The organism is Paraburkholderia sp. HD33-4, from assembly GCF_021390635.1.
Classification (GTDB): domain Bacteria; phylum Pseudomonadota; class Gammaproteobacteria; order Burkholderiales; family Burkholderiaceae; genus Paraburkholderia.
In genome coordinates, this window is sequence record NZ_JAJEJS010000001.1 from 2,537,043 (window position 1) to 2,550,094 (window position 13,052).

The following is a 13,052-nucleotide window of genomic DNA, read 5'->3' on the forward strand; positions in this document are numbered from 1 at the left end:
TCGGGGACACACGGGGACACACGGCCTTACGCCGCGGCCGCCTGCTGCTGCTCCTGCGCGGACGAGCACGCCACCAGAATGCTGCACGACACGCGGTCGAGCAGCGGCGTGTTGCCCGCCCCCATCCACCATCGCGACAAACCCGTCCGGCAGCGATGACCGACCACCACGAGGTCGACCTGCAACTCGTTGGCGAGATTGGCGATCTCGTCGATCGGATGGCCGAATGCGAAATGCCCTTGCGCGTTCACGCCGCGCTCGGTCAGCCAGTTCACGCCCTCCTGCAGAATCTCGCGGGCCGTTTTTTCAAAGCTGCCGCAGGCCACGTCCGTCAACAGACCCGCGCTTTGCGCGATGCTGGAACGCATGTCCACGACCGACAGCAGGTGCGTTTCCGCCTTCAGGTCCAACGCCAGATCGGCACCGCAACGCAGGGCTTTGCGGCCTTCGCGCGAGCCGTCGTAGCACAACAGGATTTTCTGGTAGCTCGCCATCTGTTTTCTCCATTCGCGCGGAAAGCGCGGTCTGAATCAATCATGGTGCGCCGCAATTCGGCTTGCAAGGGATGGAAAACGCTAAGTGCATAGTCGGTGCATGCTGAAGCAGTCTGCACAAGCGTTGGGCCCCCTGCGACAACGTTTGCACACGTATGCCGCATCGCAAAACTTCGTATGCGAACGTTGCGTCGGCACGCGGCGGGCGGCGTGGCGCGCCGGTCGCGCCACTGCGGATCACGGGCACTGACCAACACCGACAGGCGCGTCGCACCCCACGCATTACGCGTTCCCGGACACCCGCTCGCATCGGCGACCGATACCCTAGAATAGGCGGCTTCGCGTGCGCAATGCGTGCGTCGCAGGTATGTTGTGTGTCTAGCGCGTAAGTTGTGTCTTCTTCCGGAGCCTTGCTCGACTCATGCCCGCCGCCCCCATCGAATTCCATCAGGTCAGGAAAAGCTACGGCGAAAAAACAGTCGTCGACGGATTGTCGTTTCATGTGAACACCGGCGAATGCTTCGGGCTGCTCGGCCCCAACGGCGCCGGCAAGACCACCACATTGCGCATGCTGCTCGGCATCGCGGCGCCCGACGCCGGCGCGATCCGCCTGTGCGGCGAGCCGATCCCGGGCCGCGCGCGCCTCGCGCGTTCGCGCGTCGGCGTGGTGCCGCAGTTCGACAATCTCGATCCCGATTTCACCGTGCGCGAGAATCTGCTCGTATTCGGCCGCTACTTCGGTCTGAGCGCCGCGCAGTGTCGCGCGGCGGTACCCGGCCTGCTCGAATTCGCGCGCCTCGAAAACAAGGCGGACGCGCGCGTGAGCGAACTGTCGGGTGGCATGAAGCGGCGCCTCACGCTCGCGCGTGCGCTGATCAACGATCCCGAGGTGCTGGTCATGGACGAGCCGACCACCGGTCTCGATCCGCAGGCGCGCCACCTGATCTGGGAGCGACTGCGCTCGCTGCTCGCGCGCGGCAAGACCATCCTGCTGACCACCCACTTCATGGAAGAAGCGGAACGGCTTTGTCATCGACTGTGCGTGATCGAGGAAGGACGCAAGATCGCCGAAGGCGCGCCGCGCGAGCTGATCGAGTCAGAGATCGGCTGTGACGTGATCGAAATCTATGGACCCGATCCGTTTGCGTTGCGCGACGAACTCGCGCCGCTCGCCGAGCGCACCGAGATCAGCGGGGAGACGCTGTTCTGTTATGTGAACGACGCGCAGCCCGTGCATATGCGCCTCAAGCAGCGCGCCGATCTGCGCTATCTGCATCGGCCGGCGAATCTCGAAGATGTGTTTCTGCGGCTCACCGGCCGCGAAATGCAGGACTGAATACGCAGCGAGGCATTGGATGGACGCACGCACTTACGAAACCCACGACGGCACGCCATCGGCACAGGAGCCGTTCGGCGCCTTCCCCGCCAACGCCACGAACTGGATCGCGGTGTGGCGCCGCAATTATCTGGTGTGGAAGAAGCTCGCGATCGCGTCGATGTTCGGCAACCTCGCCGATCCGATGATCTATCTGTTCGGTCTCGGCCTCGGGCTCGGGCTGATGGTCGGGCACGTCGACGGCGTGTCGTATATCTCGTTCCTCGCGGCGGGCACGGTGGCGTCGAGCGTGATGATGTCGGCGAGCTTCGAGTCGATGTATTCGGGCTTTTCGCGCATGCACGTGCAACGCACGTGGGAAGCGATCATGCATACGCCGCTCACGCTCGGCGATATCGTGCTCGGCGAGGTGGTGTGGGCCGCGAGCAAATCGGTGTTGTCGGGTGTGGCGATCATGCTGGTGGCGGGCGCGCTCGGCTACGCGAGTTTTCCGTCGATGCTGCTCGCGCTGCCGGTCATCGTGCTGGCCGGTCTCGCGTTCGCGAGCCTCGCGATGATCGTGACGGCGCTCGCGCCGTCGTACGACTTTTTCATGTTCTACCAGACGCTGGTGCTCACGCCGATGCTGCTGCTCTCCGGCGTGTTCTTTCCGATCTCGCAACTGCCCGGCGCCGCGCAAGCGGTGACCGCGGCGCTGCCGCTAGCCAGTGCGGTCGATCTGATGCGCCCGGCGATGCTCGGCCGGCCGACGGAGCACGCCGCTCTGCATGTGAGCGTGCTGGCCGCCTATGCGATCGGGGGCTTTATCGTGTCGGCGATTCTGTTTCGGCGCCGCATGATGAAGTAAGCCGAACGCGCGGGCGGCACGTGGTGCCGCGCTGTACCTGCGCCCGCGCGAGACGGCGCCGCGTTGGTCGTCGCTTTGGGCGTTTGCTATCGTCGCGTGCGCTCAGTCCTCGTCATCGGTCCATGGAATGTCGACGTCGGAGATGAACGCGACCGTCGCGAACGGTCCGCCCTCGTGACGCCCGATCTTGCCATCGGCGCGCTGCCATTCGACCCGGAACACGGTGGCCGGATCATCCGCGATCAGCCGCACCGTGCGCAATTCGTCGGGATCGGCGTCCTCGACCGGACCGTCGAGCGAGATCAGCAGCGCCTGCGGCCATAGGCCATCGGCGGGATCGTAGATCTTGTCGCCGTCGTGAATCAGCGTGAAAGCTTCCACGCCGATGGTCGCCGACGCATCGACGATCATCTTGGCGAGCGCACGCAACAACGCGGTCGCTCGCGCCGAGTTTGCCTGACGGATCGCGAGATCACCGCGCGTGAGCGCCTGCTCGAGTTTCGGATTGGTTTTCTGTTGCGCCATGGATGTGTTGGTCCTATCGCTCTGTTGTTGTGGGCGACGCGCCATTGGGACGACGCATCGCGTTTCTTTTTGGGTCCACCTGCCGCCGCTTGTGTGCATTGCAGCATCGCGGGCTGGGCGACATGTCTGCGGCTCGACTGTCATTGTTCCGCCGTTTTGCCTGATGGTTGCGCGCACCATCAGGGTCGTTTTCTCAAGGCCGCCCTTGCCGTCCACCACAGTTTAGGTCGTGATTCGGATTCCGGGAGAACATTTGCCGCTTAGTGCGTTGCATGTGTCGCATTTCATGCATCGCCTCGCGGGCGCCGCGGCGTGCGCTTGCCGCGGGCCCCGTCCGCCTTCGGCGTCTTCAACGCCTTCGCCGCCGGCTCCCCGACCGGCTTCGCAGCCGCGATCCGCGCGATCAGATGGTCGCGAAACGCGCGTACCGACGGCGGCAACTCGCGCCCGGCCATCGTCTGCACCTGGATGCTGCGCTGGCGCATCTGCGGGTCGGTCAGCGCGATCACGACGAAGCCGTCGTCGGCATAGCGGTCGCGCACCGACAGCAGCCCGGTGAACATGATCGCGCCGGACTTCTGCGCATAGCGATAGATCGCGCCGCTGTTGTTGCAGATCAGGTCCGGCTCGAGCAGGATGCCTTCGAGCGCGCACGTGATGTCGATCAGCTGGCGAATCGTGGTGCCCGCTTCCGACAGCGCGAGCGGAAACCGGCTCACCTCGGCGAGCGACAGTTTCGCGCGCGCCGCGAGCGGATGGTCGGCGCGCAACAGCACGAACACCGGCGCGCGTTCGGTGTGCTCGACCTTGACGCCCTTCTCGGGCGCGAGGCTGAACGACAACGCGATATCGACGTCGCCGTCGCGCACATGGCGGGTCGCGTCGGCCGGCGACATCACGGTCAGCGTGAAATCGATGCCGGGATGCTCGGCGCGGAAATCCGCGATCGCGGCGGGCAGGAAGTCGACCGCGAAGCCCTCGGCGGTCGCGATCTTGATCCGGCTGCCGTGCAGGCTCGCGAGACCGCTGATCTCCTTCATCACGTGCTCGGCTTCGAGCAGGCTGCGCTGCGCGTACGCGAGCAGCCGCTCGCCAGCCTCGGACAGCGCCATGCCGCGCGGACGCCGCTCGAACAGCGTCACGCCGAGTTCGCTCTCGAGCCGCACGATCTGCCGGCTGATCGCCGATACCGCGACGTGCAGCCGTTCGGACGCGTCGCTCAGCGAACCGCTGCGCGCGACTTCGACGAAATAACGCAACGCGATGCCATGCAGTGAACGTGCCATCCGGGACGCCTCCATTGAATCAGTTGCAACGATGCCGCGGGTGGCTGCCGCGCTTCGAGGCGACGCGCGACGCTTTGCCTTTCCGGCAACGCAAGCTTCGAAACATGATCATTGTGACAAAAATGGCGCGCTTCTAGAATCGGTCGCAACGACCTCGCATGCGATTCGCCTGAAGGCCGCGCCGGGCGTCCAGCCATCGTGCTCGCGGCCTTCTGCCCCACTCACCCGTTCCCCGCTATTGGAGATATCGAAATGAGCCGCAACCAGGCCATCGAGCTTGCCACCCGGCACTTCGAATCCGGCGCTTTTCTCGCCGACCTGAACCGCCGCGTCGGGATTCGCACCGAAAGCCAGGAAAGCGATCGTGGCGCGCTGCTGCTGTCCTATCTGACCGACGAGATCACGCCCGAAGCGCAACGCCTCGGCTTTAGCACGCGCATCGCCGATAACCCGGTCGATGGCTTCGGACCGTTCCTGATCGCCAACCGTCACGAAGGCGAGCATCTGCCGACCGTGCTGATCTACGGCCACGGCGACGTGGTGCGCGGCTACGACAGCCAGTGGCGCGCGCCGCTGACGCCGTGGGCGGTGACCGTCGAAGGCGAGCGCTGGTTCGGTCGCGGCACCGCCGACAACAAAGGCCAGCATTCGATCAATCTCGCCGCGCTCGCGAGCACGCTTGCCGCGCGCGACGGCAAACTGGGCTTCAACACGAAGCTGCTGATCGAGATGGGCGAGGAAACCGGCTCGCCGGGGCTCGACGCGATCTGTCATGCGTATCGCGACGAACTCGCCGCCGACGTGCTGATCGCCTCCGACGGTCCGCGTCTTGCCGCGCATCGTCCGACCGTGTTTCTCGGCTCGCGCGGCGCGGTCAATTTCAGGCTGTCGCTGAACCTGCGCGACGGCGCGCATCACTCGGGCAACTGGGGCGGCCTGCTGCGCAATCCGGCGACGGTGCTCGCCAACGCGCTCGCGAGTCTTGTCGATGCGCGCGGCGTGATCGCGGTCGAGGGCCTGCGTCCGCCGCCGATCCCCGAAGCCGTGCGCCGTGCGCTGGCCGACATCACGGTGGGCGGAGGCCCAGGTGACCCCACCGTCGACGACAACTGGGGCGAGCCGGGTCTGTCCGCGCCAGAGCGCGTGTTCGGCTGGAACAGCTTCGAGGTGCTGGCCTTCAAGGCCGGCAATCCGGAGAACCCCGTCAACGCGATTCCGCCGTCGGCGTTCGCGGTCTGCCAGTTGCGTTTCGTGGTCGGCACCGATTGGGAAAATCTCGGCAAGCATCTGCGCGCGCATCTCGATGCGCACGGCTTTCAGCTGGTCGAACTCGAGGTCGAGCGCGGCGCGCCAGCCACGCGGCTCGATCCCGACGATCCGTGGGTCACGTGGGCGCTCGCGTCGCTCGAAGCCACCACCGGCAAGAAGACCGCGCTGCTGCCGAATCTCGGCGGCACGCTGCCGAACGAGGTATTCGCCGACACGCTCGGTTTGCCGACGATCTGGGTGCCGCATTCTTATCCGGCCTGCTCGCAGCATGCGCCGAACGAGCATCTGCTCGGGCCCGTGGTGCGCGAAGGTCTGCAGATGATGGCGGGACTGTTCTGGGATCTCGGCGAGAATTCGCCGCTTGCGGCGATGCGCGTGGCGGAGGATACGGCAAAGGCCGCGGGTTGAATCCGGCTCACGCCGATTGATTTGAAGTGGCGCGCAGCGGGACCGGTCAAAGACCCGCTGCGCCTGTCCGACCAACGTATCTGAATCGGACGACTGGCCCAACACGCCAATCCGCTTGCCGCGGCCGCCCTGACGATCAGCCGGGGCCACCATGGCAGGCACATCGCAATTACATCGACATCACGGTGCCGGATTCGGCTGCAGCTCGTGCAGCCTGTCGATTTCCGCCAGCACCTCCGCCGACAGCTTCACTTCCGCGCTGCCGATGTTCTCCTTCAACTGCTCGAGCGACGTCGCGCCGATCAGATTGCTGGTCACGAACGGCCGGCTATTGACGAACGCGAGCGCGAATTGCGCGGGCGTCATGCCGTGGCGCTTCGCAAGTTCGACGTAACGCGTGGTCGCCTGCACGGCTTGCGGCTTGCTGTAGCGCGCAAAGCGCTCGAACAGCGTGATGCGAGCGCCGGCCGGACGCGCGCCGCCCTCGTATTTGCCCGACAGCCAGCCGAACGCGAGCGGCGAATACGCGAGCAGACCGATGTTGTCGCGATGCGCGTACTCGGAGAGACCCGCTTCGTACGTGCGGTTCAACAGGCTGTACGGATTCTGGATGCTGACGATGCGCGGCAAGCCGAGCTTTTCGGCCGCGCGCAGAAACTGCGCGACGCCCCACGGCGTTTCGTTCGACACGCCGACATGGCGCACCTTGCCGGCTTTCACGAATTCGGCGAGCACCGTCAGCGTTTCTTCGATCGGCACCGTATACGCGTCGTCGACCCACGGATACGACGGGCGACCGAACGTCATCGTGCTGCGATCGGGCCAGTGCAGCTGATACAGATCGACGTAGTCCGTTTGCAGACGCTTGAGGCTGTCGTTGAGCGCTTCGGTCAGGTTCTTGCGGTCGAACTGATTGCCCTCACCGCGAATATGACGCGGATTGTGCGGCTGACGCGCGGGGCCCGCGATCTTGCTGGCGAGCACGATCTTCTCGCGCGCGCTCTTGTGCTGCGCGAGCCACGTGCCGATGTAGCGCTCCGTCGAACCTTGCGTTTCGGCGCGCGGCGGCACCGGATACATTTCGGCGGTGTCGATCAGGTTGACGCCGTGATCGAGCGCATAGTCGATCTGCGCGTGCGCTTCCTGCTCGGTGTTCTGCTCGCCCCACGTCATCGTGCCGAGACCAATCAGGCTAACCTGCACGTCGGAGTCGCCGAGTCTGCGGTATTCCATCTAACTTGTCCTGTTGAAGAGGTGAACTGAAAGCGCAGACGTTACCACGCCGGCACATTACCTGCAGCAAGGCTAGAATGCGAAGCCCATGCGTTGCAGCGCGCCGCGTGACGACTCTTTCGCGGTACGCACTTTGCGCTCTCGATGCGCGTTTCATCACGACTTCGTTGCCATGAATCACGAACACCTCGAATTGCTGGTCACGCGCGTGATGCCCTACGGGAAATATAAAGGCCGCGTGATCGCCGACCTGCCCGGCCATTATCTGAACTGGTTCGCGAGCCAGGGCTTTCCACCCGGTGAGATCGGCCGCCTGCTCGCGTTGATGCACGAGATCGATCACAACGGTTTGAAACCGCTGCTCGCGCCGTTGCGCAAACCGAAGTTCCAGGCGCGCTGAAACCGCCGCCGTGAAAGCGTTGTCAAGCCGGCTGAAAGTCGCGAGACAGGCAAGCTGCAAGCAATGTAGGCCAGTACAAATTCATACAGGTTTTTTCTTGCGAATCGCGTTGGCGTGGCCTTTAATCGGCATAGGTCGTCGCGCCGTGAAACGTCGATAGTGAAGCGGTTCAGTCGTCGTTCACTGAACCGTTTCGATGTGTTCCGGCGCCGTGAGATCCCCCGCCTTCGTGAATGCCCGTGTGTCCATGTCGCAATTCAACCTGTCCGCGTTGCTCGAATTCATCGGCCACGATCTGTCGCCGGTGCGCGCGGTGATCCTGTTCTTCGTGATCGGCTACGTGGTGGTCGGACTGCCCGTGCACTTTCGCCAGGGCGCGGCCTCGCGCGACGTCTGGGGCACGGCTGCCGGCGTGACGATGGCCGCGCTCTACGCGGCGTTCCTTGTCGGCGTGTACCCGTGGCTGCATCACCTATCGACGCTCGCGCGCTGAGCTTCGGCCGCCGCCAGCTCCGGTCCGAGACCTTCCCATAGCGGTTCGAGCAATTCGCGGCGCGGCTGCCAGCGCCGTATCGAGGTTCGATACAGCGGTCGGCGCACCTGCGCCGAACTCGCGGTGCTCACGCGCCGCGTCGTTTCGTGAAACGCGAGGCAACGTTCGTCCCACTCGAGTCCGCAATGCGCGAGCATGCGACGCACGGTCGCCTCGAAACCGTCGACCAGTTCCTCGTACTCGATCTCGATCATCACGCCCGCGGGAAGAACGCGCCGCCAGTGCGCCATCAACGCATCGTACGCGCGGTAATAGCGGCCCAGCTCGCCGAGGTCATAGCCGAACGGCACGTCGTGAAAAATGCGCGAGAAAATCGACAGACACGTCTGCAATGGTGAACGGCGGCTGTGGATGATGCGCGCGTTCGGCAGCGCGAGATGGATGAGGCCGACGTTGATGAAGTTGAACGGATATTTGTCGGTAAAGCGCGCGAGCGGTCCGTCCAGTTCCGCGACCACGCGCCGCATGCGCCGCAGATAGTCCGCGCCGAGCGCGCTCCATTGCGCCGCGCCCGCTTGCTCCAAGGCCTCGATGTCGATCCGCAATGGATCGCCTGCGTCACGGCGAATGCATTGGACCAGTGCCTCGCCGAATTCGGTGCGTTCGCCCGCGCCGAACACGCGCGGATGACTCGCGAGAATCTGCTCGATCAACGTCGAGCCGGAACGCGGCATACCCACGATAAAAATCGGCGCCGCCGACGGATCGCCGATACCGCCTGCCGCCGCGAGCGTATCCACGTCGAACAGCTGCTGCAAGCGCGCGAACAGTCCAAGCGATTCCGCCTCGTTGTAGCGCATGCCCTCGCGATACAGCGCGTTGCCTTTGAGCAGATGATCGAACGACGCGTCATCGCGGCCCACGCCGGATAGTGCCGCACCGTACGCGAAGTGCAACTCGGCCTGGTCGGCGCGGCCAAGCGAGGCGGCGTCGCCGGCAAGCTGCTCCAGTTGCGCGAAGACCGGATCGTCGGCGTCGAGGCGCTTGGTCTGCACGAAGTTGCGGTAGTAGAGCGGCACGCGCGGCGCGCCGTGGATCGCGCGCCGGTACGCTTCGTGCGCTTCGTCGAAACGGCCGAGCGCCTGCAGACAGTTGCCCATGTTATTGCTCGAACCGTCGGCGCGCGGATTCAGACGCACTGCTTCGCGATAGGCGTCGACGGCCGCCTCGAGCCGATGCAATTGCTCGAGCGTCCAGCCGAGTCCGTGATGCAAATCGGCGTTGTGCGGATCGCAGGATATCGCCTCGCGATAACGGACCTCGGCTTCGGCAAAACGGCTCAGCACGGCAAGCGTCGCGGCGAGGCGCTCGTGATGGTTCGGGTCGGCGGGCTCGAGCACGCAGGCGGATTCGAAACATCGCAGCGCGGCTTCGACGTCGCCGCGCGCGATACAGGCGTCGCCTTTGGCGCGCCATTGCTCGGCTGTGTCCGGTTGGGAATCGGGTTTCATTGACGGCGGTGAATCGCTGGTGAGGACTGGCGACAGGCTGACGCAACGGCGAGCGGGCGGCGGCGTCGCGCGAATGGGTTGATTGCTTTCGTCGGGCTGAAGCGGGGATTTCCGCGCAGGCACGCGCATCGCTTCCGACTCAGGACGAATCGTTGAACGGACGTTAGCAGCCGTGCCCTTCAGTAGCGTTTCGAATCGTTAACGAAGTGTTACCGCAGCGCCACCCGGTAATGAACGGGAAGATTGGCGAAAGAATCGCTGCTAGCGGCAGCGGCAGCGGCAGCGGCAGCGGCAGCGGCAGCGAGCATCACTGGATGCGTCGTCGCGCCGCCAGCGGAATACGGCTATGCGCAGCCCTACTACGCATGCGTCAGTGCCCGGTGACGGTGGCCGTTCCCATGTTGTACGATAAATGTCCCAACCCGGATTGGGCCGAGGTAAGCCGAGCGCGGGTTGGTAACGTATATAGCATCTAACCGAACGCTACGACGCAGTGTTCATACGCATCCGCTTCGTGTTCGCCAGCGGCTCAAGCCGCATCGGTCCCTTAATGAGGTCGCTCATCGCGTCGCGGATCCAGCAGTTGGCCGGCTCGTGATGAAAACGCGGATGCCAGTGCAGATAGAAGTCATATGTCGGAGCGGGAAACGGTAAGGGCAGCAGCTTCACATTCACGAATTCCGCGAAGCGTCGCCCGACCGCCTGAGGGACCGCCGCGATCATGTCCGATCCGGCGACGATGAATGGCACCCCGATAAAGCGCGGCACGTTGAAACGCACGTTGATGCGGATCTTGAGCCGTTCGTGCGCGCGTTCGAGCACATCCTGCTCGCGGCCGTCGGCGTGGACCACCACGTGCGCGGCCTCCTTATACTGGTCGAGCGATAACGTGTCGCCAATCTGCGGATGGTCGTCGCGGGCGATGCACACGTACTCGTGCCGGTACAGCGCCTTGCGCTTGAGCGACTCGCTGTTCAACCCCGGAAAGTAGCCGATCGCGAGATCGACATCACCGCTCGCAAGCCCCTCCTCCAGATCCGGCATGCTGAGCGCTACTGTCTTAATCTGTATGTGCGGCGCTGCTTTCGCCAGAAAGCTCTGCAGGCGCGGCAGAAACACCATCTCGCCGATATCCGACATGCACAGGACGAAGGTACGCGACGACTCCGCCGGTCGGAACTCGGGGGCCGGCAGGATCTCGAGCTGCACGAGATCGAGCAGCCGCGCGACCGGATCGCCGAGCGCCTGCGCGCGCGGTGTAGGTTCCATCCCGCGCCCAGTGCGCACGAATAGCGGATCGCCGAACAGCTCACGCAACTTCGACAGCGCGTAGCTCATCGCCGGCTGGCTCAGCCCGATGCTCGCACCCGCCTGGGTCACGTGCCGCTTCTTCAGCAGCGCGTCGAAAACCTTTAACAGGTTCAGATCGACCTGACGAATATCCATAATTTGGATGATCCCTATCGACGTCACATAATTGACGGATTTTATCCCGATTCTTAACATCGTTTCCATACCAAAGGAGTGAGACGCCATGTCTGAAGGACAAAAGCCGCAACGCCCATTGCGCAGCAATTTCCCGCGCGGTTCCTACCTCGGCGCAGTGCGTGCCGCCCAGTGGCGCAATCTCGGCATCAGCGAAGAAGACCTGACCAAACCGAAGATCGCGATCGTCAATTCGTCATCCGAGCTCGCAACCTGCTTCAGCCACCTCGACGGCATCGCCGCCCAACTGAAGGACGCAATCCGCGCAGCGGGCGCGCTGCCGTTCGAAATCCGAACCGCGGCGCCGAGCGATTTCATCACCGGCGCAGGCGCGCGCGGCGCGTACATGCTGGCGGCGCGCGATCTCATCACGAACGACATCGAAGTTGCTGTTGAAGGCGCGCAGCTTGACGGTATGGTGTGCCTCGTATCCTGCGACAAGACGATCCCGGGTCAGCTGATGGCCGCAGCCCGCCTGAACGTGCCGACCATCGTTGTGGCCTGCGGCTACCAGCCGAGCGGCGAATACAAGGGCGAGCACGTCGACATCGAAGATGTGTTTGTCGGCGCGATGCATACGCTCACCGGCAAGCTGCCTGTCGAGGACCTGATCGGCATGAGCCAGAACGCCATTCGCGGCCCTGGTGTTTGCTCGGGTCTCGGCACGGCCAATTCGATGCATATCGTCTGCGAAGCATTGGGCATGGCCCTGCCGGGCAGCACGCCGGTTGCAGCCAACAGCGAAAAAATGTTCAACCATGTGCGTGAAGCCGGTGCGCGCATCGTTCAGATGGTCCTCGATGACCAGCGTCCGCGCGACATTCTCACGCCGGGTGCATTCGCCAACGCCGTGAAGGCGGTTCTTGCAGTCGGCGGCTCGATCAACTCCGTCAAGCACCTGCAGGCCGTTGCGACGGAAGGCCAGATCGACGTCGATATTTACAAGCTGTTCGAAGATTGCGCAGATCAAACGCCGGTCATCACCGGTGTTCGTCCAGTCGGCTCGCACACCATCGAGCAACTGGAAGCTGCCGGCGGCGCGCGCGGCGTGATGAAGCGCCTCGAATCCTTGCTGGACACGAGCGCAATGACGGTGACGGGCAAAACCGTTGCCGAAAATCTCGCTGACGTGACGATTGCTGACGCCGACGTTATCCGCCAAGTCGATAACCCGTTTGCCAATAGCGCGGCGATTATCCTGGTGCGAGGCAACCTCGCGCCGCAAACCGGCATCGTCAAGTTCGGCATATCGCCGACCAAGGCTCGCGTATTCAAGGGCGAAGCGATCTGCTTCTGGACTTCCGATGAAGCGATCGCGGCAATCAAGGACGGTCGCGTGAAGCCCGGCCGGGTGGTCGTCATGCGGGGCGCCGGTGCTTGCGGTGGTCCGGCAATGGGCGGCGGTGCATCGCGTGTCGTGTTCGCCATCGACGGCGCAGGCCTCGGCGAAGAAGTCGCCATGCTCACCGATGGCCACCTCTCGGGCCTCGTATGCAAGGGTCTCGTGGTCGCGGAAGTCTCACCGGAAGCTGCAACGGGCGGACCGCTGGCACTCGTGGAAGATGGCGACCTGATCGACATCGACCTGGATCGCCGCGTATGCGACCTGCTCGTTGATGAGGCCGTGCTTGAACAGCGCCGCGCCGTGTGGAAAAAACCCGCACCGGTCAACGACACGGGCTGGCTGAAGATTTACCGCGCTACGGTCAGCGAAACGCCGCAAGGCGTCGTTCTCGACGCATCGCGTACGCAAGAGGGTCGCTGA

General features: G+C 64.1%; 12 protein-coding genes. 6 read left to right on the plus strand and 6 right to left on the minus strand.

Annotated elements, in window-relative coordinates; genetic code table 11:
- Positions 1 to 26: 26 nt before the first annotated feature.
- Positions 27 to 494 carry a universal stress protein gene (locus L0U84_RS11230; protein WP_062122949.1) on the minus strand — a complete coding sequence of 156 codons (468 nt, stop codon included), beginning with the start codon at positions 492 to 494 and terminating at the stop codon, positions 27 to 29.
- A gap of 421 nt (positions 495 to 915) precedes the next feature.
- Here L0U84_RS11230 and nodI point away from each other — a divergent pair, with 421 nt between their 5' ends.
- Positions 916 to 1,830: a nodulation factor ABC transporter ATP-binding protein NodI gene (gene nodI, locus L0U84_RS11235; protein ID WP_233849880.1), complete on the plus strand. Its 915-nt coding sequence runs from the start codon at positions 916 to 918 to the stop codon at positions 1,828 to 1,830.
- Between the two features lie 19 nt (positions 1,831 to 1,849).
- On the plus strand, positions 1,850 to 2,677 hold the full coding sequence (locus L0U84_RS11240; RefSeq protein WP_233849881.1) for an ABC transporter permease: 828 nt from the start codon (positions 1,850 to 1,852) through the stop codon (positions 2,675 to 2,677).
- 102 nt (positions 2,678 to 2,779) lie between these two features.
- Here L0U84_RS11240 and L0U84_RS11245 read toward each other — a convergent pair whose 3' ends face one another.
- On the minus strand, positions 2,780 to 3,202 hold the full coding sequence (locus L0U84_RS11245) for a hypothetical protein (RefSeq protein WP_013089291.1): 423 nt from the start codon (positions 3,200 to 3,202) through the stop codon (positions 2,780 to 2,782).
- 284 nt (positions 3,203 to 3,486) lie between these two features.
- Complete coding sequence (locus L0U84_RS11250) at positions 3,487 to 4,488, minus strand: LysR family transcriptional regulator (protein ID WP_233849882.1); 1,002 nt, start codon at positions 4,486 to 4,488, stop codon at positions 3,487 to 3,489.
- A gap of 252 nt (positions 4,489 to 4,740) precedes the next feature.
- Here L0U84_RS11250 and L0U84_RS11255 point away from each other — a divergent pair, with 252 nt between their 5' ends.
- Positions 4,741 to 6,165, plus strand: a complete 1,425-nt coding sequence (locus L0U84_RS11255) for a M20 family metallopeptidase (RefSeq protein WP_233849883.1) — start codon at positions 4,741 to 4,743, stop codon at positions 6,163 to 6,165.
- A gap of 180 nt (positions 6,166 to 6,345) precedes the next feature.
- On the opposite strand, the gene L0U84_RS11260 is transcribed toward L0U84_RS11255, so the two are convergent.
- A complete protein-coding gene (locus L0U84_RS11260; RefSeq protein WP_233849884.1) occupies positions 6,346 to 7,398 on the minus strand; it encodes an NADP(H)-dependent aldo-keto reductase in 1,053 nt (350 codons plus the stop codon).
- Between the two features lie 172 nt (positions 7,399 to 7,570).
- Between L0U84_RS11260 and L0U84_RS11265 the strand changes: the two genes are divergently transcribed.
- On the plus strand, positions 7,571 to 7,798 hold the full coding sequence (locus L0U84_RS11265; RefSeq protein WP_233849885.1) for a DUF3820 family protein: 228 nt from the start codon (positions 7,571 to 7,573) through the stop codon (positions 7,796 to 7,798).
- Positions 7,799 to 8,045: 247 nt separating this feature from the next.
- Complete coding sequence (locus L0U84_RS11270; RefSeq protein WP_233849886.1) at positions 8,046 to 8,291, plus strand: hypothetical protein; 246 nt, start codon at positions 8,046 to 8,048, stop codon at positions 8,289 to 8,291.
- On the opposite strand, the gene L0U84_RS11275 is transcribed toward L0U84_RS11270, so the two are convergent.
- Positions 8,267 to 9,802: a tetratricopeptide repeat-containing sulfotransferase family protein gene (locus L0U84_RS11275; RefSeq protein WP_233849888.1), complete on the minus strand. Its 1,536-nt coding sequence runs from the start codon at positions 9,800 to 9,802 to the stop codon at positions 8,267 to 8,269. The genes L0U84_RS11270 and L0U84_RS11275 overlap by 25 nt on opposite strands.
- Positions 9,803 to 10,285: 483 nt before the next feature.
- Positions 10,286 to 11,248, minus strand: coding sequence for a LysR family transcriptional regulator (locus L0U84_RS11280; protein ID WP_233849890.1), 963 nt, complete (start codon positions 11,246 to 11,248; stop codon positions 10,286 to 10,288).
- Between the two features lie 88 nt (positions 11,249 to 11,336).
- Here L0U84_RS11280 and ilvD point away from each other — a divergent pair, with 88 nt between their 5' ends.
- The gene (gene ilvD, locus L0U84_RS11285) at positions 11,337 to 13,052 is read left to right on the plus strand and encodes a dihydroxy-acid dehydratase (protein WP_233849892.1); all 1,716 of its coding nucleotides are present in this window, start codon (positions 11,337 to 11,339) and stop codon (positions 13,050 to 13,052) included.

What these genes read in the sequence shown, in the direction of transcription:
- L0U84_RS11270 (WP_233849886.1), top strand. Translation starts at nt 8,046, where the DNA reads ATGTCGCAATTCAACCTGTCCGCGTTGCTCGAATTCATCGGCCACGAT.
- L0U84_RS11260 (WP_233849884.1), bottom strand. Translation starts at nt 7,398, where the DNA reads ATGGAATACCGCAGACTCGGCGACTCCGACGTGCAGGTTAGCCTGATT.
- L0U84_RS11245 (WP_013089291.1), bottom strand. Translation starts at nt 3,202, where the DNA reads ATGGCGCAACAGAAAACCAATCCGAAACTCGAGCAGGCGCTCACGCGC.
- ilvD (WP_233849892.1), top strand. Translation starts at nt 11,337, where the DNA reads ATGTCTGAAGGACAAAAGCCGCAACGCCCATTGCGCAGCAATTTCCCG.
- L0U84_RS11275 (WP_233849888.1), bottom strand. Translation starts at nt 9,802, where the DNA reads ATGAAACCCGATTCCCAACCGGACACAGCCGAGCAATGGCGCGCCAAA.
- L0U84_RS11230 (WP_062122949.1), bottom strand. Translation starts at nt 494, where the DNA reads ATGGCGAGCTACCAGAAAATCCTGTTGTGCTACGACGGCTCGCGCGAA.
- L0U84_RS11255 (WP_233849883.1), top strand. Translation starts at nt 4,741, where the DNA reads ATGAGCCGCAACCAGGCCATCGAGCTTGCCACCCGGCACTTCGAATCC.
- L0U84_RS11265 (WP_233849885.1), top strand. Translation starts at nt 7,571, where the DNA reads ATGAATCACGAACACCTCGAATTGCTGGTCACGCGCGTGATGCCCTAC.
- L0U84_RS11280 (WP_233849890.1), bottom strand. Translation starts at nt 11,248, where the DNA reads ATGGATATTCGTCAGGTCGATCTGAACCTGTTAAAGGTTTTCGACGCG.
- L0U84_RS11240 (WP_233849881.1), top strand. Translation starts at nt 1,850, where the DNA reads ATGGACGCACGCACTTACGAAACCCACGACGGCACGCCATCGGCACAG.
- nodI (WP_233849880.1), top strand. Translation starts at nt 916, where the DNA reads ATGCCCGCCGCCCCCATCGAATTCCATCAGGTCAGGAAAAGCTACGGC.
- L0U84_RS11250 (WP_233849882.1), bottom strand. Translation starts at nt 4,488, where the DNA reads ATGGCACGTTCACTGCATGGCATCGCGTTGCGTTATTTCGTCGAAGTC.